Raw genomic sequence first — 20,478 nt, forward strand, 5'->3', positions numbered from 1 at the left:
GAGCTTTTTGCTGTAAGCCTTCTGCTTGAGTTAGGTTAGTCTTTAGCATATTTGCTATCTCTTCTCCAAGAGCACTTACTCCGCTAGCTATCATGCCGCTGTCGTCAAGGCGAGATGTGAAGTCATGCTTTTTGTAAGATGTTAGTAAATTTAAGACATCATTACTGTTTGAAGATATGGCTATTTTTAGAGATTTTTGTAAATTTGCTAGATCTTCTTTAAGCTCTTCTAATGTTGGGTTATTTGTGGTTATATCATCCAAGGTAGTTGCAAATTTGCCGTTTTCTATCTGTTTTATAAAGGTATTTACACTCTTTAAAAACTGTGTTTCACTGATCTTTTGAGTAGATATTTCTTGCATACCTTCATTGATCATCTTTGCCATTTTGCCAAGTTCATCATTTGAGGCAACCTTGATGTCAGTTACTTTGTTTGTTTTGTTGTGCAGGAAGTTGAAAAAGCCCACGAGTCCAAGCTCTATATCTTTTATAGGTTTTAGTTTGTAACTCATTATTAGCATTAGCATTAGCGAGATTAAAACTATAAATGCCACAGATAGTCCGACTTGTGTTTGTAAAAGTGCATTTGAACTTTTGTCATTTATGCTAAGAGGAACAACCGAACATACAAGTAAATTTGAAAACGGTTCTGTTAGACATGCAGCGACCATTGTTTCGTCATTTTCTGTAAATTTATGCGTTCTTAACTCGCCTAAAATTTTTTTATTGTCATCTTTAAAGATATTGATAAGATCTTTTGTTAAAGGAAGCTCTTTTAATATCAACTCTTTGTCTTGGTTTATGAGCATCCTGCCTTTTTGATCGATAGCGATGATCTTCTCTTCTTCGTAGTGTTTCATGCCAAGTATACTGTCGCTAAGACCTTCAAGTAAAATATCAGAGGCAACGACTGAGGACAGTTTACCGTTTTTATAAATAGGCGCGGTTAGCGAAATGGCTAGGTGGTTGCCTGTTGAAGTTATGTAGGCATCGGTTATGGTATTTTTCCCGTTTTGTGCGGTTTGTTTATACCAGCCACGAGCTCTTGGATCGTAGCCATCGCTTGGCCATTGGTTTTTGTTATTTGAGCGAAGCATTCTGCCGTTTTCTTCAAAGCCCATATAAAATAGTGCAAAATCGGCAGACTCTTGACCTGTTTTTAAGACGCTTAAAATTTCGTCTTCTGACATATCTTTATCTTTTAGTTTTCCGGCTAAAAAATTTATAGGTCTAAATTTGGAAACAAAATAGCTATTTAGGTAATTTATACTATTTTCTACGACATTGTATTGCGAAGAGAGAACAAGTTTGTTGGTCTCCTTCTTGACGAAGAAAAAGTTGGTAAATGAAAATATGCTAAGCCCTGCAACCAAGCACACACTAATCCACAGCACGACACTTTTTACGAGTTTTGAGCCCATAATTTATCCTTTTTTGTAGTATAAAAGTAATTTATTTTTAACAGCATTTTATAATATTGGCATTATATAACGTAACAACTTACATATTACTTTTATTAAAATTTATGTGTCATTTGGAAAAAATTTATTTTTAAGATGATGCCGGCTTTAAACCGGCATTTGGTTTATCTTCTGCTGTCTTCTTGTACTTTTTTTATAAAGTATTTTGCATGCTCGACTGGTATATCAGGAAGTATGCCGTGACCTAGGTTGAAGATATGAGGAGCGCCTTTCATGGCTTTAAGCACGTGTGATACGCCTTCGTCAATGGCTGTTTTGCTATAAAGACGTGTTGGTTCCATATTGCCCTGAAGGACGTATTTTGGGCTTAGCTTTTCACGTGCGGTTTTTATCGGAGTGCTCCAATCAACACCAAAAACATCAAAATTTCCATAAATTTTATCCAAATAACCGCTTATGCCTTTTGGAAATACGATAACCGGAATTTGAGGAAATTCACGTTTGATTTCATCCACGATTTTAATGATATATTTCCAGCTAAATTCAAAAAATGCACTCTCTTCAAGAGCGGCAGCCCAGCTGTCAAAAATTTGTATAGCATTTACTCCCGAACGAATTTGCTCTTTTGCGTAACCGATACAAGCGGCAGTAACTTTATCTAAAATTTGATGCAAAAGTTCAGGGTTTGAATAGAGCATTTTTTTGCAGATCGCGTAAGTTTTTGTGCCTTGGCCCTCTATCATATATGTAGCAAGCGTCCAAGGAGCACCCAAAAATCCTATCAAAGCCTTATCGGCAGCTAAATTTTGGCGTGTTAGCTTAATAGTATCGTAAACATAGGTTAAATTTTTAACAGCTTTTGCGCTATCAAGCTTTTCTAAGTCCTCTAGGTTTTTAACGGACTCGTCAAATACAGGGCCTTCGCCTTTTATAAATTTAAGCTCCATGCCCATCTCAAGTGGAACTACCAAAATATCGCTAAAAAGTATCGCGGCATCAACGCCTAAAATATCAACAGGCTGTATCGTAACTTCGCTGGCTTTTTTATAATCCTTGCAAAGCGATAGAAAATCCCCGGCTTGCGCTCTAACTTGCATGTATTCTGGTAGGTAGCGACCGGCTTGACGCATCATCCAAACGGGAGTATAAGGAGTTGGTTTTTTTAAGCAGGCATCAATAAAAATCATGCTTTTCCTTTATTTTTAAGATTGTTAGATTATATAGAAAAATAGCATATATTAAGATTAATCCGCACTTGCAGGGTTGGCGTTTGTTTAACGCCAATAAAGTAGGGCATAAAAGGCAAAAATTTGAAGATGGGTCTAAATCAATGTGAACCGCCTTTGTGCAAAAAATAAAGTCCAACACAAAGCGCAAGTATAGAAGCTGCAAGATATGCCATCTCAAGTGGAGTTGTGAAATTTGCATGCAAGACGCGTTGGAAGAAATTTACGATCAAAACCATTACGATAACTTTTGCTAGTTTGTCTTTTAGCTCATCAAGAGAGTGCACCTCAAGGACGTTTGAGCTTTTGTCGGTTTTTAGCTCGTCTATCTCGCTTATAAACAGCTCATAAATGCCAAAGCTAAATATAAAAAGCACAAGTGCCATGAGGTATAAGTCGATCGCTCCGACTATTACGCCGACGATATCGGAGTGAAAATCATCAGGATGAAATCCTTTAAAAAAGTAAGCATATACGTCGCCAAAAACAACTAAAACATCATAACTTGCGATGATAAAAAGCACTATGGCTCCAAGTAGACAAAAGATAACCGGAAGTATCGTAAATGCGTTACTTGCGATCATTAATCTCTCAAAAATTCTTTTAAGCATTTTTTTCCTTTGAAATTTATAAAGGCGGTATTCTATAAAAATTTGGCTTAATTTACTAAATTTTATCAATAAATAAATTTATAAAAACAAATAATCTAGGCTTTGTAAATTTATATGCGTGGTTGAATTACTAGCTATGAAATTTTCATAGCTAGTTTATTGCATTAAAGAGCGTTTTCTGGAAGCTCTATCCATTTTTGAGCGATCCTAACAGCATTTGTAGCAGCTCCTACTCGGATTTGATCGGCGCTACACCATAGGTGAAGAACATTTGGCCTGTAGTTATCTACACGAATTCTTCCTACGTAAGTGTCGTTTGTGTCGGTAGAGTGAAGAGGCATTGGATACTCTTTTTTGCTTGGGTTATCAAGTACTATAAGGCTTGGAGCTTTACTTAAAATTTCTTTTGCATGAAGAGCGTCTACATCTTTTGCAAAGTGGATAGTTATGGCTTCTGAGTGGCTTCTAAGAACAGGCACACGAACACAAGTTGCGCTTACTTCCATGTTTTTGTGTAGTATTTTTTGTGTTTCGTTGACCATTTTCATCTCTTCTTTTGTGTAGTCGTTGTCTAAAAACACATCGATATGAGGTATAACGTTAAATGCTAGGCGATGCGCAAATACTTTTGGCTCGCACTCGTCAAGTTTAAATTCAAAGAATTTTTGCATTTGAAGCACTAGCTCCTCCATGCCCTCCTTGCCTGCTCCAGAGGCTGCTTGGTAGGTGCTTACATCAACTCTTTGGATATCGTAAACATCATCAAGAGGTTTTAAAATTTGCACCATTTGAATAGTTGAGCAGTTTGGATTTGCGATAATACCGCGTGTTTTCCATAAAGCTATGTCTTGCGGGTTACACTCTGGAACAACCAAAGGCACATCCGCATCCATTCTAAAATGGCTAGTATTATCTATAACTACAGCACCGCTAGCAGCCGCTATTGGAGCAAATTTAGCAGAAACCGAGCCTCCTGCGCTAAAGAATGCGATATCTACTTCATGCTCTTCAAACACACTCTCGGTTAGCTCTACCACCTTATACTCTTTGCCGCCAAATTCCACCGACGAGCCTGCACTTTTAGCGCTTGCAAGAGGTAAGATATTTGCAACCGGAAAATCAACTTCTGCTAAAACATTTAAAAGCTCTTCACCGACCGCACCTGTTGCGCCGACTATGGCAACATTGAATTTTCTCATTCAAACTCCTTTAAATTGTATATTTTTATCTTCTCTTTTAGTTCATTTTCGCTTAAATTTAATATCTCGCAAGCTTCCTTTAAATCACCCTCAACACTACGCAAAACATCTGCAAAAAGCTCTCGCTTTTTATCTGAAATTTCTTGTTTTTTTCTACTCTTTATAAAAAGGTCTTTGGCTGTTATCTCGTCATTTTCACTAAGTATCGCCGCTCGCTGGACGATAGAGATGAGCTCTCTGATGTTTCCTGGAAAGTCGTATCCTAAGAGTTCATTTTTTGCTTCTTGGTTAAAAAATTTATTCGCAAAACCATACTGAGCGCAAACATCTTCGAGTGTTTTTTTTGCGATAGGCATGATCTCTTCTTGACGCTCTCTTAAAGGAGGGATTAAGACAGGGATAGTATTTAGTCGATAAAACAGATCCTCTCTAAATTTACCGCGAGATATTAGGTTTTCTAAATTTGCATTTGTTGCACAAATTATGCGCACATCGATACTCGTGCTTTTTGTCGCGCCAAGCCTTGTTATCTCACGTTCTTGAAGTGCGCGTAAAAGTTTTGGCTGTAAATTTATAGGCATTTCACCTATCTCGTCTAAAAATAGTGTTCCGCCGTTAGCTAGCTCAAACTGTCCTTTTTTAGCTGCTGCAGCGTCGGTAAATGCACCCTTTTCAAAGCCAAAAAGTTCGCTTTCTATTAAATTTTCAGGTATCGCCGCCATATTTAGAGCGATAAATGGTTTGTTTGCCCTAGGTGAGTTTTTGTGGATAAAATTTGCAAATACCTCTTTGCCAACTCCACTTTCTCCAAAAAGCATGATGCTAACATCGGTTAAGGCTGCTTTTTTAGCGATATTTAGTGCGGGCTTTAAAGATGGTGAAACGTGAGTAAACTCATCACTATTTTGTGTTTTAGCTTCTTTTGCTTGTGTAAAATTTGGCGCTTTTTGTTTTAAAATTTCAACTCTTTTTATGGCATCGTAAAGAGTTTGAGCATCAAAAGGCTTGGTTAAAAAGTCCTTTACTCCAAGTCTTACACTTTCTATGGCTTTGTTTAAAGTGGCGTTTCCTGTGATAATGATGACATCAAATTTGCCGTCAAGAGTTTTGATAAATTCTATCCCGTCCATACCGGGCATATTTATGTCGGTTACGATAACATCGGTATCTTCTCCCATCTTTTTGAGGGCCTCAGCCGCGCTTTTGTAGCTTTTGATATTTAGTTCTTCATACTCTGCAAGTGCGAGTTCGAGAGATTTTCTCATGTTTATATCATCTTCAACGATAACTACATTCATCTATCTTCCTCGCTTTTAAATACCCCAATAATAGCCGATTTTGGCTTAAATTCTATTATAAATCTTATCGGCGGTATTTTAAAATTTGAAGTTTGTGTGATGTCGTTATTTCTCTTGCGAAATTCGCTTTTTACGTCCACTCTTTGCAATGAAAAGCAGTTGAAAATTTTGTCTTTATGAAGGTTTAAAAATTCTATAACAGTTGAGTTGTTATCGAGCGTTTCGTCTATCTCGCAAAGAAATTTTAAATCGCCTTTGTATTTTAAAACCATGGCTCTTGAAAATGAAATTTCTTCAGATGTTACGACATGATTTGTTGTGTTTATATTAGCCCAGAAGATAAATTCTTCTGAGCTAAACATTAAATTTATAAGAGATATTAGTAAGAAAAGACTTCGCGCCACTTATCTTGGTCTATCCTAAGCTCAATATTGACCTTGTAAAGTCCGTCTTTAAAGCTCTCGTTAACGATTCTTGCGTTTTTAACAAGACCTTGCACTTTAGAAGTGATAGAAGAGTCTGAAAGCATAGCATCTCTGACCGTATCTTCGGCATTGATCTTAACTCCGTAAAGTTTGCCTGCAAGCTGACTGTAGGCATCAGCCATTGCTGCGCGTTTTGCTAAAGTGACTGACTGTGCGTGAGATACCGAGTTAAGAGGAGCTATGCCCTCGCCAACTGCCCTAAATGTAGTCTCGGCAGGGGCTGCGTCATAGATCATCTTCTCTTTTTTCATGACCTCTCTAAGATCGTCTTTGTCGACTTTTTGAACTATGATCTCTCGTTTTGGCTCATCGGCAAAAAAACCGTTAAATGAACAACCGCTAAAAAGCGCAACAAAAGCACATATAAGCAGAGCTTTGATTTTAATCATACTTTAACCTTTAAAATTTTTTCTTTAAAGCAAATTTTATTCCAAAAGACCTTCGTCTTCAGACTCTTCTATGTCGTCTTCACTTTCGGTTTTTGGACATTTTGCTATACTTACAACATCGTCTCCATCGACATTTACGACGATGACACCACTTGTGTTGCGTCCTGCTTTACGTATACTTTGCATATCTACGCGTATCATCTTGCCACTTGATGTAAGCGCCATCAAGTCAGCTTCGTCATCAACCATTACAACGCCGATGAGATCTCCTGTGCGGTTTGTGAGCTTCATGCAGATAACGCCTTTGCCGCCACGGTTTGTTAGGCGGTACTCTTCTGCAGTGGTTCGCTTGCCTATACCTTTTTGAGATATGCTTAAGATTTCTTGTTCGTTGTTTTCTATAACTGCTGCACCTACGACCTCGTCGTTTAGCTCTTTAAATTTAATTCCTGTTACACCTCTTGCGGTTCTTCCCATTTGGCGAACTTTGCTTACATTAAATTTAAGGCACATACCTTTTTTGGTGACGATAAATAGCATTTTTTCACCGCTTAAATCATCACTCTCTAGGTTTTCATCAGTGTTTTCGTCATTTAAAATTTCGGGTTCTATAACTTGCTCTGCGTCATTTGTTATCTCTTGTTCTGGCACGAAATCATCATCGTTTTCTACTATAAGTGCCGTTACTAACTCATCGTTGTCATCAAGACTTATAGCTCTTACGCCGATAGAGCGGATGTTTTTAAACTCGCTTAAATTTGTGCGTTTTACTATACCGTTTTTGGTAAAGAATGCAAGAGATTTATTCTCCGCAAAGTCGGTTGTGGGGATGATCGCTTTTATCTTTTCTTCGGCTTGAAGCTGTATTAAATTTACAACCGCTTTGCCTTTTGCCGTGCGACTTCCTTCAGGGATCTTATAAACTTTTAGCCAGTAAAGCTGTCCGCGGTCTGTTATAAACATAAGCGTATCATGCGTGTTGCTCGTAAAGAAGCTTTCTATGAAGTCGTCATCATATGTTGTGACTGCTACTTTGCCTTTACCGCCGCGTTTTTGCTTTTCGTATTGTTTACTTGGCACGCGTTTGATATATCCACGGTGAGTGATGGTTACGACCATATTTTCGTTTGGTATCAAATCCTCTATATCGATATCGTCATAGTCATCAACGATCTCTGTTATACGAGGGACTTTAAATTTGGAGCGAATTTCGATTAGCTCTTCGCGTATTAAATTCTCAAGTAAAACCTCGCTTTTTAGAATTTCATCAAGTCTTGCGATCTCAGCCATTAGCTCTTTTAACTCATTATCTAGCTTCTCACGCTCAAGTCCGGTTAGCTTGCTTAAACGCATGTCAAGTATGGCATTTGATTGAAGTTCACTAAGTCCGAATTTTGACATAAGTCCTTCGCGAGCCACGCTTGTGTCGGCGCTGTTTCTGATTAAAGATATGACCTCGTCTATATTGTCAAGGGCGATTTTTAGACCTTCTAAGATATGCGCTCTTGCTTTTGCCTTTTCTAGGTCAAAAATTGTTTTTCTAATTATTACTGTTTTTCGGTGATTTAAGAATAAATTTAAAAGCTCTCTTAGAGAGAAAATTTTTGGCTCTTTGTTATCGATAGCAAGCATTATCACGCCAAAGGTGCTTTCCATCGTGGTTGATTTAAAGAGGTTATTTAATACAATATCGCTCATCGCATCACGTTTTAGCTCGATAACTACGCGGATACCCTCTCTGTCTGATTCATCACGAACTTCGCTAATGCCTTCGATCTGCTTTTCTTTTACTAAGTCGGCGATCTGCTCTATAAGACGCGCTTTGTTGGTTTGATAAGGTAGCTCGTCTATAATGATAATGTCTTTGTTTTGCTTCTTTTCGATATGAGTTTTTGCGCGAAGTTTAACACGACCGCGTCCTGTGCGGTAGGCTTCGATGATGCCTTTTTTGCCAAAGATGATACCACCTGTCGGGAAATCAGGGCCTTTTATGTGTTGCATTATCTCTTCAAGTGAGGCATTTTTGTTATCAAGAAGCAACAAAAGACCATCCACGAGCTCATCAAGACTGTGTGGCGGTATATTTGTAGCCATACCGACGGCAATACCGCTTGAGCCGTTTAGAAGTAGGTTTGGCACACGGCTAGGAAGAACATCAGGTTCGCTTGTGCTATCGTCGTAGTTTGGGATAAAGTCAACTGTATCCTTGTCTATATCGCGCAAAAGCTCTTCTGCCAAGATAGTCATCCTAGCTTCAGTATAACGCATCGCAGCTGCGCTATCGCCGTCAACTGAGCCAAAGTTACCTTGCCCGTCAACGGTAGGATATCTCATAGAAAAGCTTTGTGCCATCCTTACAAGTGCGTCGTAAACTGCGGTATCACCGTGCGGGTGATATTTACCGATGACGTCACCCACGATACGAGCAGACTTTTTATACGGACTTCTTGAGCCTACACCAAGGTCGTTCATCGCGTATAAAATTCTTCTATGAACCGGCTTTAGTCCGTCTCTTGCATCAGGCAAAGCACGACCGATGATAACACTCATGGAGTAATCAAGATAACTCGCCTTTATCGAATCCTCGATATCTACAGCCTCAATCTCTTGGTTTATGTTTAAAATATTATCTTCCATTTTTATCCTTAAAATTAACTCTTAGATTTTATCTAAAATTTAATAAAACCTTGCTAAATAATTAATACCTTGCATCTGCTAAAACTAGACCGAAAAGCACTTCAAAACCGGCTTTTTCAAGTGTGCTTTTGGCTTCTATCATCGTTGTTGCGGTAGTTATGATGTCATCAACCAGGATTACAGGGTATTTTGGTAACTTTAAAATTTTAAAATTTCTTGGATTATCTTGCCTAAATTTTGTGCTTTTCCCGGAGTAGGTTACTTTTGACGTAGCGTGCAAAACACGATATATCGGGCGTAGATTTTTGCTTGACATAGCTTTTGCAAGTATGGCTGTGTGAGAGTAGCCGTGCAAGATATGATCGTCTATAGCAACGACATTTGCTTTTAAATTTAGAGTAAAATTTTTTGCAAATTTCTTAAAGCTTAAATTTGCAAGAGCTTTGTAGACGAAGCTTCCGTGAAATTTATGTTTTGAGTGGATTAAATTTTTGATTGCAGAGTATTCGTAAAAGCTGTAAATTTTAAAACCTTCAACCTCTCGAAGTGTTAATGTAGGCTCTTTTAAGCTAAACTCGCAAATTTTGCAAAATGTAAATATACTAAAAGAGCCGCAGTTAAGACAAAACATCAGCTGTTTAAAATTTGTATCGCAACTCTTTTTACGGCGTCATTTATCATATCTCGCAGTAGTGTTTTAAAGGCATTTCCTGCCGGTATAAGCTCAAATTTTGTCTGTTCGTTTGAGATATTTTTTGTTATGGTTGTTTCGCCTTTTTGGATTTTAAGTAGAATTTTGATATTGCCACGAGTGTTGTCTGAGGCAAATCCACTCATATTTGCGCTAAATTCGTTTATATAAATTTCTGCGACCACTCCGCTTAAATTTCCTACATTTGCGCCGTTTGCCTTAAGTTCTGTCGTTAGAGCCTCATTAAACCAGCTTGCTAGGTCGTTTTGTAACATGACATACTCTTTGACGCTGCCTTTACTGTCTGTTATCGTAGCGACTACACTTTTGTTTTTGCGGTTATCATGGATGTTTGCGATATAGACATCTTTATAGCTTGTTTTGGAGGTGGCTTTGGTGTTGTAAGGCTCTAAATTTACCACACTTTGAGTTGGTGAACATCCGCTAAAAGCCAGCAAGGCAAGTAAGGTCGCAAATAATATCTTTAAATTCTTCATCTTAGCTCCTTAAATTTTTGAAATTTCACCGGCTACTTTGATCGCAGCTTGTTTTACTAAAAGTGCGACAAAGAAGTCAAAGTCTTTGGCTTGATTTGCATTTAGGCGTTTGACTTGTTGCTTTGTTGAAATTCCTAAATTTCTTTTAAAATTTATATTAGAAATGACTAAATTTCCGCTTAATCTACCGCTTAAAATTTTACTATCATAGTCATAAGTCGCCCAGAAATTCCTAAAGTCAAAATCAAGTCTGTATGTATATGGCGATGTTTGTGTACCAACTACTAAAATTCCTCTGGAATTTAGCTCATCTTCTAAAAAGGTATAAAACAATGCTTCAAGGCTTGGTCTTGTGTCATAAAGCCATTTTTGGTCATATTTGTTAGTATACTCTATCCCTTTTGCACTCTCTCTGCTGTCTGTTATGCGGTGGATATATACTTTTTTAAGTCCGATGTTTGTATCTATTAAATTTTTAGACAAGCAGCACTTTATCGCGACATCACTTGTGTATTCGCGTCCGTTTATGGTTATGGTTTTAGCAAGGAAATTTTGACTACATTCGCTGCAATCCACCTTAAGTCGCATGACTTCGTTAAATGCTGTTTTAGTCTCATCATCCATCTTGTATCCGTGCTCGGTGCCAAAAAATTTATATCCGCAACCGCTCAAAAACAGCGTTACAAATAAAGCTAAAAATAAATTTTTAAACCAAAACATCACATCTCCTTAAGGTTATATACCTTGTTTAGTCTATCTTTAAAACGCTTAAAAACGCCTCTTGCGGTAAATTTACCTTTCCTATGGCTTTCATACGTTTCTTGCCCTCTTTTTGCTTTTCTAGGAGCTTTCTTTTACGTGTTATATCGCCGCCGTAACATTTTGCCGTTACGTTTTTACCCATTGACTTTACCGTCTCGCGTGCGATAACTTTGTTGCCGATACTTGCTTGGATAGCTACTTCAAAAAGTTGTCTAGGCACTATCTCTTTCATGGCTTTTACAAAGTCTCTGCCCTTGGTTTGCGCCTTGCTTTCAGGTACGATGATAGATAGAGCATCCACTGTCTCTCCGGCTACTTTTATGTCAAGTTTTACTAGATCTCCGATACGATAATCGCTAGGCTCATAGTCAAAGCTAGCATATCCTTTTGTGCTTGATTTTAACTTGTCATAAAAGTCCATAACAATCTCGTTCATCGGTATATCATACTCAAGTAAAACACGTTCTGGCGTTATGTAGTCCATCTTGGTTTGCATACCACGGCGGTTGTTTAGAAGCGTGATGATATTACCCAAAAATTCGGTCGGTGTGATAATGGTTGATTTGACATACGGCTCTTTTATGTGTTCGATTTTATTGACGGCAGGAAGTTGGCTTGGGTTTTGAATTTGTGTTATGACACCGTCTGTTTGCACTACTTCGTATGTAACGGTTGGCGCGGTTGCGATTAAGTCTAGGTTAAACTCTCTCTCCAAGCGCTCTTTTACGACTTCCATGTGAAGCAAGCCTAAAAAGCCCACCCTAAAGCCAAATCCTAGTGCGATAGAAGTTTCAGGCTCGTAGCTTATCGAGCTGTCATTTAGCTTTAGCTTATCAAGCGCGTCGCGCAGATCTTCAAATTTATCGGTTTCTATCGGATAAAGTCCTGCAAACACAAAAGGTTTTGCCCTCTCAAAGCCGCCTATGGGCTCTTTTGTAGGGGTTTTTGCCGAGGTTATGGTATCTCCGACTTGCACATCACTAACATTTTTAAGACCTAAAACCACTACGCCTACTTCGCCTGAATTTATGGCAGAAGTTTTTATAGGAGCTATCGGGTTTGGATACATTATGTCTAATACGATGTGTTTTTTACCTGTTCCCATGACTAAAATTTCATCGTTTTTTGAAATTTTACCGTCATATACGCGAACAAGTGCAAGTGCGCCAAGGTAGTTATCAAACCAACTATCATAAATCAGCGCCTTTGTCGGGGAATTTTCATTTGAAACAGGAGCAGGGATCCTTGTAGATATAGCTTCAAGTAGCTTGTCTATGCCGATACCGCTTTTTGCACTAACTTCGATAGCGCCTGAGCAGTCAAGTCCGATGATGTGTTCGATCTCGTTTTTTACGCGCTCCGGGTCTGCTGCAGGGAGGTCTATCTTGTTGATTACGGGGATGATTTCTAGGTTGTTTTCAAGTGCGATGTAAACGTTTGCTATCGTTTGAGCTTCAACGCCTTGGCTAGCATCAACAACAAGCAATGCACCCTCACAAGAGGCAAGGGAGCGACTAACTTCATAGCTAAAGTCCACGTGTCCGGGAGTGTCGATAAGGTTAAATACGTAGTTTTCTCCATTAAGCTTATAGTCTAGTCTTACGCTTTGGGCTTTTATCGTGATACCGCGCTCTTTTTCTATATCCATAGTATCCATGATCTGCGATGTCATCTCGCGGTCGCTTACTGCTCCACACTCTTGGATAAGGCGGTCTGCAAGCGTGCTTTTACCGTGGTCGATATGGGCTATGATGCTAAAATTTCTGATGTTTTTCATACAAATTTTTACTTTATGTTAAATTTTTTGGCTTTTATATTGCCTAAATTTCAATTAAAAAGCGATAAATTAAGAGTTAATCATAAAATAGATAGATAGCAAAAATAGAAATTTATTTTGATTTTGTCTGTGCGTTTTGCTATATTGGCAAGTGGAGCAATTTTAAAGGCAAAATAGTATAGAAGCAGTTTGTGGGGATTAGTGCGCAAAGAGCGTATCGGGAAAATACCGCAAAAACAAGGCTGAGGCGATGGAGATGATATGCGGTATAGAGTATACGGCTAAGAGAGTGGACATCGATACAAACTATGAAAAGGTGCAAAATCACTAATTTTTGACGTTCGCAGGTTGTAAAAATTCGCCCAAGAAAAAAGGATGTAGTGATGTGGCTAGTGAAGCTATTTTTAAGGTGTATTTTATCGAAAATTCTTTGCTTTCAGAGCAAGTAAATTTGGTTGAAATTGCTAAGCAAATCGGGTTAGACGAGAGTCAAACACCAGAAATTCTAAACTCAGACAGATGCAAGCAAGAGATAAGCGACGATGAAGAAAAAGCCTATAAAATGGGTATTTCGGCGGTGTCATTTTTTATCATTGATGATAAATTTAGCATATCAGGAGCGCAAGGAACACCAGATATGCCAGAAGTGATAAAAGGGCAAAAGCTATTCTTTTATATCGCCATCAAGCTCTATACTTACACGTTTGCCGATGTCTTTTAGCTTGCTAAATTCTTCTATGAGTTTTGGTGCGTCATCAAGGCTAATCGCAAATGTCCAAAGATAGGTAAGCACGGAGTAGATATGTCCTGCGTTTGCGTTGTTGCTTGATAATAAAAATATGGCTAGGCTAAATAGTATCGCCGCACTTACGCCGATGATAAAAAAGCTCATCGCTTCGCGGTTTGAGATGCGAATACGAAGGCGTGAAAGTATGCCGTAGTGACGCGTAAGTATGTACTCATCGCCTGCATTTATGCGTTTTGCTTCGCGTTCAAGTTGGTTGTTTAGCTTTAGATAAAGCCTTTCGTTTTTGGCGATATACTTTGGCAGTAAAATAGCAAATATAACAATCAAAACGCAAACTGCCAAACCCACGTAAAACTCGATAAATAAAAGCATTATCGCTGAGCCAAATATCGAAACAGCCAAGGTAAAAAGCATAGGGAAGTGTTGCTCGAAAAAGTCTACAAACTCACGTGATAAATTTGCTCTAGCAATGATAGTGCTTTCATCTTTTTTGGCTCGTTTTTCACTCATGATGACGCTTACGGCTAGTTCTGCGTAAATTTTGGTAAAGACCTGCGTATCCACTCTGCGTCTAACAGCGCCCAAGCCCCAGCCGATAAATACCATCGCCGAGTAGCTGAGTGCTAGTAGGATGTTGCCATCCACTATCGCGTTTATAGCGATACCGGCAAGTATAGGATAGACTAGAAATAGTCCATTTTCAGCTAGAACTAAGCTAAAAGTGAAAAACAGCCTTTTAAAATTTTGTTTTGCTATAAAAAGCAGGGTTTTAAAAGCGCTTGGCTTCATAAAATCCCAGCCCTATCTTCGCTTAGTCCGTTTTCGTTTAGATAGTAGATTTTATCCGCGACATTTCGCACAAATTCTTTATCGTGAGATACGATGATTTGGCTTATGTCAAGGCTTTTTAGTATCTGAGTCAGTCTTGTTTGCATCTTAAAATCAAGCGCAGTCGTAGGCTCATCAAGTAGTAAAATTTTAGGCTTAAAGATAAGCACTCCAGCAAGCGCAACTAGCTTTTTTTCGCCACCTGAGAGGTGAAAGACTATCTTGTCTTTTAGGTGCCAGATACCAAAATGCTCTAAAATTTCTCTTGTTTTTTTCACCGCTTCATCTTTGTCCACACCTCTTGAAAGGAGGCTAAATGCCACGTCCTCAAGCACCTTTGGGTAGATGAACTGATCGTCGCTATCTTGAAAAAGATAGCCTATCTCGCCCCTATATTTTTTAAAGCTATCAAGATTTAACATAGGTTCGTGAAACAGCTCGATGACACCGCCACTAGCGTTTCTAAGCCCTGCGATAGTCTCAAGAAGCGTGGTTTTGCCTGAGCCATTTGCGCCGATTATGGCTATCTTTTCTTTATGTGAGACGTTTAAATTTACTCCGCTAAATAGTAAATTTTCATTTGCAGATACTGATAAATTTCTGATAGTCACCGAACAGCTCAAACCAAAACTCCAACTCTAAAAATCACTGCCACCAAAACAGAAGCAAACAGTATAATATCATAAAAACCTATCTTTTTTGCCCCGTCAAGCTCATAAAATTTACACTCGAAGCCACGCGTTATCATCGCTTTTTCAAGCATATTTGCACTGTGAAACGCCTTTAAAAATAGCATAGCAACGACGTTCGCGTATGTTTCATAGGTAAAAAGCGAGGTTTTACGCACAAAGGCACGTGCTTTTAGCGTCATTTTTATCCTTGAAAGCTCGCTCGTTAGCATCTCGATAAATCTAATGCTAAAGTAAACCAAGTAGCTTACCTTTCCACCAAGTCTTAGCCCTGATACGCCTCTTGCGATGTCGTAGTAGTTCGCGCCATAAAAGAGCAGTCCGCCAAAAAGCAAGATGAGGTTTGACCTTATAAAGATAAGTAGGGCTAAGTCGTAGTTTTGTGATAGCATGACGCTAAGTGCGACAAAAACGATAAATAAATTTAGAAAGACAACCCTCTTTATAACGGCAAAAATGATGCTGAAATTTAGGGCAAAAAGAAGCAGTAATGGCAAAAGAAAACTTGCATAAATAGTGCTTGAAAGTGCGACAAATAGACTAAATATACTAAAAGATACTATCTTTATAGAGGAATTCATCTGCGCCTTTTTATGATATAAAGTGCGCCAAAAACTGCGAAAATGATAGCAAGTGAGCTTATAAATTTAAGTATAAAATCGCTCTCTTGTGGCTCATCTGCTGCTACGTTTGACATATCAGCTACGAAATTTATGCGCTTTTCGTGCGCTAGTGAGCCATCGACGAAAATTTCAAATTTATCCGCCTTTATCTCCAGCCTAGCCATGCCTTTATCATCAGTTTTTGTGCTTTGTATCACCTTGCCATCCGCTATGATGCTGACATCACACCCCTTGCAAGGCGAACTTGCGCCAAAGTAGCTCTTTATCTCTACGAAATTTCCATCTTGTCTAGCAAAGACTTTAAGCGCGTGAGCATCTGCGAAATTTAGAAATAGCACAAAAACTAGCCAAAATTTCATCTAAGCAGATCCTTGTTTACCTTATATATAAAGCTGATACCAAAGAGACTTATCACTCCCTCTATAGCCATGAGAGCGAAGTTTGAAGCTAGAGCAATACCTGCGACGGCTACAAATTCCTTGCCATTGAGCACCAAAACCGCGCTTAGCGCAAGGGCTGAGATGAGTATGGGCGCAAAACCAGCTAAAAACCAGCATAGCTTTTGATACTTAATAAACGAAAGTCGTAAAAAGTACCTTCCTAAAATCGCAGGAAGCGCGAGAACTAGCAGATTTACTCCAAGTACACTTATGCCACCGTATCCAAAAAACAGAGCTTGTAAAAATAGCGCGATAAGTACCGCAAGAATGGCGTTTATACCCAAAAATGCGCCGACCAAGCCACTTAAGATAAGGTGTATAGAGGTTGGGCCAAGCGGTACGTGGATAAATGAGGCGATAAAAAATATCGCACTCATACAGGCGATTTTAGGTATATCTTTAACCTCTAGCTTATAGACTAGATACGCGCTAAGTGCGCCAGCTACGACGTTTGCAGGAATTATTATTTCGGGGATTAGCACCCCTTCGCTTATATGCATTACTTATACTCTTTGGTCTCTACCCAGATGACTCCGCCTATCTCCACCGGATACTCTTTGCCATCCTTTTTGATAGTCTCATCATCCTCTATAAGTGCGGCAAAACCCCACCATCCAGCAAGTGGCATAACAAAGCTAAACTCACCTCTCTCGTTTGTCTTGACCTCTTGTGTGATGAAGTCCTCGCCTGGTGCCTTTACCTTGCCCTTGTCGTTGTAGTACTCAACCTCGACTATCACGCCCTTTGCTGGCTCGCCCTTGTATAGCACGACACCTGTAAAGATATTGCCCTTATATAGCCCATAAGGTCTGGTTAGTGGCACTATCTCAGCCTTTAGCCCTATAGGCTCATCCCAGCCCTCGCCAAAGCCATATGCGTTTACTACGGTTTTGCTTATGTGTCTTATAAATGTATCCTCGGCAGGCTCAAAATACGGTGCAGGATCTACGAAAAACTGATAAACTCCAGGCTCTTTTATCTCATAAGTAGCTTCGTGATACCTAAACTCGCCCTCTTTTTTCTCTACCAAATTTGTAAAATTTTGCTTTTTACCAGCGGTAAATACCCCAGCCACCTTTGGCTTTTGCATATCCATCATCTCATTTTCAAAAGGATGGTTAAATTTATAAACTATCTTTTGAGTCGCATTTGACTGATCATCTATCGTAGAATTTGATGGTAAAACCACGCCAAAGTGTGCAAACGCTGAAGTAGCGCAAAGAAGCATCGCTGATATAAGTGTTTTATTCATTTATTACCCTTTCAAAAAAAATATTACGAAATTATGCAGGTTAAATACTTAAAAATAGCTGATATAAAATTATTTTTATTGTAACTATTGACATTACAACAAAAAGTGGTTATACTTCGCTCATCAGCTATAACTAATATCATTACAACAAAAAATTTCAAGGAGAAAAAGATGAAAAAAGTAGCTGTTATAGGAGCAAATGGACAAGCGGGAGCTAGGATAGTAGATGAGGCGCTTCGCCAAGGATACGCAGTAACTGCGGTGGTGAGAAATAAAGAGTATAAAAACGACAAAGCAGGCGTGATATATAAGGATATAATGAGCCTTGAAAAGGCTGATTTAGCTGGATTTGACGCGGTGATAACTGCGTTTGGTACGTGGAGCGATGAGACTAGACACCTGCATACTGACGGTCTTTTGCACGTGGCTGACCTGCTAAGTGGTACTGATACACGCCTTTTGGTGGTTGGCGGTGCTGGTAGCTTGTATGTGGATGATGCTTTGAGTGTGAGACTTATCGATACGCCTGAGTTTCCAGCTGAGTATAAGCCAACGGCAAATGCGATGGCGCAGGGGCTTGACGAGCTTAGAAAGAGAGATGATGTAAAGTGGACTTATCTATCTCCAGCGGCTGAGTTTGAGGTGGATATGCCAAGAACTGGTGAGTATATCGTGGCTGGTGAGAAATTTACGCTAAATGAGAAGGGCGAGAGCGTGATAAGCTACGCTGACTACGCGATAGCGATGGTGGATGAGATAAAAAATGAAAAATTTATACAAAAGCGCTTTAGCGTACTTGAGAAGTAAGGAGTTAAAATGTCAAACTACAAAATTGTATCAACCAAGAATGAGCCAAGAGTTGAGCTAAAAGAGGCTCTAAATTTAAGCGGCTGTGAGCTATCTATAAATGAATTTGGCGCAAACGTGAGTGTGCCATTTGTTCACTCGCATAAGCAAAATGAGGAGGTTTATCTAGTGCTTGAGGGTGATGGAGTGCTATTTATAGATGGCGACGAGGTAGAGGTAAAAAAGGGCGATGCTATCCGTATAGATCCAGCTGGAAAAAGATGCTTTAAGGCAGGAAGTAATGGTATGAAATATATCTGTATCCAAGCCAAAAAAGATAGCTTAGAGCAGTTTACTATGAGTGATGGCGTGATAAATGAGGACGTAAAGCCTAGTTGGTTGTAAAATTTAAAAGCTTCGACGGCTAAATTTGATATATTTACTCACTCAAAGCAGACGCGACGCCCTAACGGCACTAAAAATAGGCTTCACTTCGTTTAGCACTATTTTTAGGCGCGTAGCTTTTCGCTCATAAAATATCAAATTTATCTAAAAAGTAACCTTGAAATAAATATTCAAGACAGAGTGGGTATAATTTAGTTAAAATCACACCGTTTGCAAGTGTGCATACGTGTTGTATGTAACCTCAGCAAATGGTAAGATTTTGATTAAAAGATATTCGGTATGGGGAATTTAAATGCAAATAGGACAAAAATTTTCTATCGCTATTCACATCTTACTTAGCTGTGAGTATTTTAAAGATGAAAAAAATACAAGCGAGTTTTTGGCTGATACGGTGGGGACAAATCCAGTCATCATAAGAAACATCATAGCGCTTTTAAAACGCTCAAATTTAGTCATAACCAGAGCCGGGGTAGGTGGCATAAACCTAGCAAAAAGCCCAAGTGAAATTTCACTGTTTGATATATTTATGGCGGTAAACGATGGCGAAAGGGATATATTTAAAATTCATAAAAACTCACCACCACCTTGTCCGCTTGGAGGTAAGATCCAAAGTCTTTTAACACCAAAATTTAAAAGTGCCCAGCAAGCTATGTTTGATAGTCTTGCTAGCGCGAGTTTACAAAAATTACTTGATGAGTTAAATTTTGTGGAGTAAAACGAGTCTGTTTTTTAGCCTCGTTCATAAAATTTAAAATAGTGAGTTTACGCTCTCGTTGTGATAAATTCTTCTTATGGTTTCACCAAAAAGTGGTGCTACGCTTAGCACTTTTATACAAGGAAGCTCCTCTTTAAGAGGTATTGTATCAGTCACCACTAGCTCATCAAGATAGCCTTTGCCAAGGTTTTCATATGCGGCACCACTTAGCACCGGATGAGTACAAAATGCCATAACACTAGTTGCACCTTTTTCTTTAAAAACTTTTGCTGCTTTTACGATCGTTCCTGCTGTATCTATCATGTCATCTACTAGTATTACGTCTTTGCCGTTTACATCACCGATAACATTCATAACTTCGCTTTCGTTTGCTTTTTCGCGGCGTTTATCTACGATAACCATGTCAAGGCCTAAATTTTTTGCCAGCGCTCTTGCGCGTGCAACACCGCCTACGTCAGGGCTTGCTACGATTGGATTTGGTAAATTTTTTGATTTTACATAATCGGTAAACACAATGCTTCCATAAAGGTTATCTACCGGTATATCAAAAAAGCCTTGAATTTGACCGGCATGTAAGTCCATGGTAACTACTCGGTTTATACCTGCTGCTTGCATCATGTTTGCTACAAGTTTTGCGGTGATAGGCACTCTTGGAGCTGCTTTTCTATCTTGTCTAGCATAGCCAAAGTATGGGATAACTGCAGTGATCGAGCTAGCAGAACTTCTTTTTAAAGCGTCTGTTAATATTAAAAGTTCCATTAAATTTATATTTGCAGGGGCGCAGGTCGGTTGGACGACAAACACATCTTTTCCTCTTACGCTTTCGCCGATTTGCACACTTATTTCGCCATCGCTAAAACGCTTAATGCTTGCTTCGCTAAGTGGCAGGGAAAGATATTGCGCTATTTTTTTAGAAAACTCAGGATTGGCCGTTCCTGAAAAAATTTTATAACCTCTCATTTTTATAACCTTTTTTGGCATGAATTAATTCATATAATTT

The 20,478-nt window shown here is 38.9% G+C and carries 23 protein-coding genes; 4 read left to right on the forward strand and 19 right to left on the reverse strand.

Annotated elements, in window-relative coordinates; all coding sequences use genetic code 11:
- From CCAL9328_RS09890 to lepA, 12 genes are all read right to left on the reverse strand, one after another.
- On the reverse strand, window positions 1–1,420 hold a 1,420-nt coding region (locus tag CCAL9328_RS09890; protein WP_170000549.1), incomplete at its 3' end, for a cache domain-containing protein.
- A 164-nt stretch (window positions 1,421–1,584) separates the two neighbouring features.
- Window positions 1,585–2,607, reverse strand: coding sequence for a uroporphyrinogen decarboxylase (hemE, locus tag CCAL9328_RS09895; protein ID WP_169972556.1), 1,023 nt, complete (start codon window positions 2,605–2,607; stop codon window positions 1,585–1,587).
- A 140-nt stretch (window positions 2,608–2,747) separates the two neighbouring features.
- Window positions 2,748–3,257, reverse strand: a complete 510-nt coding sequence (locus CCAL9328_RS09900) for a YqhA family protein (RefSeq protein ID WP_169938787.1) — start codon at window positions 3,255–3,257, stop codon at window positions 2,748–2,750.
- Between the two features lie 164 nt (window positions 3,258–3,421).
- Window positions 3,422–4,456 carry an aspartate-semialdehyde dehydrogenase gene (locus CCAL9328_RS09905; RefSeq protein WP_170000550.1) on the reverse strand — a complete coding sequence of 345 codons (1,035 nt, stop codon included), beginning with the start codon at window positions 4,454–4,456 and terminating at the stop codon, window positions 3,422–3,424.
- Entirely contained in the window at window positions 4,453–5,754 is a 1,302-nt protein-coding gene (locus CCAL9328_RS09910; protein WP_169938783.1) for a sigma-54-dependent transcriptional regulator, read from the reverse strand. Before CCAL9328_RS09910 ends, CCAL9328_RS09905 begins: the two co-directional genes overlap by 4 nt.
- The gene (locus tag CCAL9328_RS09915; protein WP_169938781.1) at window positions 5,751–6,158 is read right to left on the reverse strand and encodes a hypothetical protein; all 408 of its coding nucleotides are present in this window, start codon (window positions 6,156–6,158) and stop codon (window positions 5,751–5,753) included. The genes CCAL9328_RS09910 and CCAL9328_RS09915 overlap by 4 nt, the downstream gene beginning before the upstream one ends.
- On the reverse strand, window positions 6,134–6,628 hold the full coding sequence (locus tag CCAL9328_RS09920) for an LPP20 family lipoprotein (RefSeq protein ID WP_170000551.1): 495 nt from the start codon (window positions 6,626–6,628) through the stop codon (window positions 6,134–6,136). Before CCAL9328_RS09920 ends, CCAL9328_RS09915 begins: the two co-directional genes overlap by 25 nt.
- Window positions 6,629–6,664: 36 nt before the next feature.
- Window positions 6,665–9,265 (reverse strand): DNA gyrase subunit A, encoded by a 2,601-nt coding sequence (gene gyrA, locus CCAL9328_RS09925; RefSeq protein ID WP_170000552.1) that lies wholly within the window; start codon window positions 9,263–9,265, stop codon window positions 6,665–6,667.
- Between the two features lie 61 nt (window positions 9,266–9,326).
- On the reverse strand, window positions 9,327–9,896 hold the full coding sequence (locus CCAL9328_RS09930) for a ComF family protein (protein WP_169972559.1): 570 nt from the start codon (window positions 9,894–9,896) through the stop codon (window positions 9,327–9,329).
- Entirely contained in the window at window positions 9,896–10,453 is a 558-nt protein-coding gene (locus tag CCAL9328_RS09935) for a YajG family lipoprotein (RefSeq protein WP_170000553.1), read from the reverse strand. Before CCAL9328_RS09935 ends, CCAL9328_RS09930 begins: the two co-directional genes overlap by 1 nt.
- Window positions 10,454–10,462: 9 nt before the next feature.
- Window positions 10,463–11,173, reverse strand: coding sequence for a hypothetical protein (locus tag CCAL9328_RS09940; protein WP_169972561.1), 711 nt, complete (start codon window positions 11,171–11,173; stop codon window positions 10,463–10,465).
- A gap of 28 nt (window positions 11,174–11,201) precedes the next feature.
- The gene (gene lepA / locus CCAL9328_RS09945; protein WP_170000561.1) at window positions 11,202–12,998 is read right to left on the reverse strand and encodes a translation elongation factor 4; all 1,797 of its coding nucleotides are present in this window, start codon (window positions 12,996–12,998) and stop codon (window positions 11,202–11,204) included.
- A 379-nt stretch (window positions 12,999–13,377) separates the two neighbouring features.
- On the opposite strand from lepA, the gene CCAL9328_RS09950 reads away from it, so the two are divergent.
- Window positions 13,378–13,713, forward strand: a complete 336-nt coding sequence (locus CCAL9328_RS09950) for a DsbA family oxidoreductase (protein ID WP_169972562.1) — start codon at window positions 13,378–13,380, stop codon at window positions 13,711–13,713.
- On the opposite strand, the gene CCAL9328_RS09955 is transcribed toward CCAL9328_RS09950, so the two are convergent.
- The 6 genes from CCAL9328_RS09955 to CCAL9328_RS09980 are packed head-to-tail and all read right to left on the reverse strand — an operon-like array spanning window position 13,657 to window position 17,572.
- Window positions 13,657–14,529 (reverse strand): ABC transporter six-transmembrane domain-containing protein, encoded by an 873-nt coding sequence (locus CCAL9328_RS09955; RefSeq protein ID WP_170000554.1) that lies wholly within the window; start codon window positions 14,527–14,529, stop codon window positions 13,657–13,659. The genes CCAL9328_RS09950 and CCAL9328_RS09955 overlap by 57 nt on opposite strands.
- Window positions 14,526–15,191, reverse strand: coding sequence for an energy-coupling factor ABC transporter ATP-binding protein (locus CCAL9328_RS09960; RefSeq protein WP_170000555.1), 666 nt, complete (start codon window positions 15,189–15,191; stop codon window positions 14,526–14,528). The genes CCAL9328_RS09955 and CCAL9328_RS09960 overlap by 4 nt, the downstream gene beginning before the upstream one ends.
- Window positions 15,188–15,838, reverse strand: coding sequence for a CbiQ family ECF transporter T component (locus CCAL9328_RS09965; protein ID WP_170000556.1), 651 nt, complete (start codon window positions 15,836–15,838; stop codon window positions 15,188–15,190). Before CCAL9328_RS09965 ends, CCAL9328_RS09960 begins: the two co-directional genes overlap by 4 nt.
- Window positions 15,835–16,239, reverse strand: coding sequence for a hypothetical protein (locus tag CCAL9328_RS09970; protein WP_169972566.1), 405 nt, complete (start codon window positions 16,237–16,239; stop codon window positions 15,835–15,837). The genes CCAL9328_RS09965 and CCAL9328_RS09970 overlap by 4 nt, the downstream gene beginning before the upstream one ends.
- Window positions 16,236–16,820 (reverse strand): cobalt transporter CbiM, encoded by a 585-nt coding sequence (gene cbiM, locus CCAL9328_RS09975; RefSeq protein WP_170000557.1) that lies wholly within the window; start codon window positions 16,818–16,820, stop codon window positions 16,236–16,238. Before cbiM ends, CCAL9328_RS09970 begins: the two co-directional genes overlap by 4 nt.
- Entirely contained in the window at window positions 16,820–17,572 is a 753-nt protein-coding gene (locus CCAL9328_RS09980; RefSeq protein WP_170000558.1) for a DUF4198 domain-containing protein, read from the reverse strand. Before CCAL9328_RS09980 ends, cbiM begins: the two co-directional genes overlap by 1 nt.
- Window positions 17,573–17,743: 171 nt before the next feature.
- On the opposite strand from CCAL9328_RS09980, the gene CCAL9328_RS09985 reads away from it, so the two are divergent.
- The 3 genes from CCAL9328_RS09985 to CCAL9328_RS09995 all read left to right on the forward strand — a co-directional run bounded on the left by CCAL9328_RS09985 (window position 17,744) and on the right by CCAL9328_RS09995 (window position 19,478).
- Complete coding sequence (locus tag CCAL9328_RS09985) at window positions 17,744–18,379, forward strand: NAD(P)-dependent oxidoreductase (protein ID WP_170000559.1); 636 nt, start codon at window positions 17,744–17,746, stop codon at window positions 18,377–18,379.
- A gap of 9 nt (window positions 18,380–18,388) precedes the next feature.
- A complete protein-coding gene (locus tag CCAL9328_RS09990) occupies window positions 18,389–18,763 on the forward strand; it encodes a cupin domain-containing protein (protein ID WP_170000560.1) in 375 nt (124 codons plus the stop codon).
- A 292-nt stretch (window positions 18,764–19,055) separates the two neighbouring features.
- On the forward strand, window positions 19,056–19,478 hold the full coding sequence (locus tag CCAL9328_RS09995) for an Rrf2 family transcriptional regulator (protein ID WP_169938751.1): 423 nt from the start codon (window positions 19,056–19,058) through the stop codon (window positions 19,476–19,478).
- A 33-nt stretch (window positions 19,479–19,511) separates the two neighbouring features.
- Here CCAL9328_RS09995 and CCAL9328_RS10000 read toward each other — a convergent pair whose 3' ends face one another.
- Window positions 19,512–20,438: a ribose-phosphate pyrophosphokinase gene (locus CCAL9328_RS10000; RefSeq protein WP_169938749.1), complete on the reverse strand. Its 927-nt coding sequence runs from the start codon at window positions 20,436–20,438 to the stop codon at window positions 19,512–19,514.
- Window positions 20,439–20,478: the final 40 nt, after the last annotated feature.

The sequence above is a fragment of the Campylobacter sp. RM9328 genome, assembly GCF_012978615.1.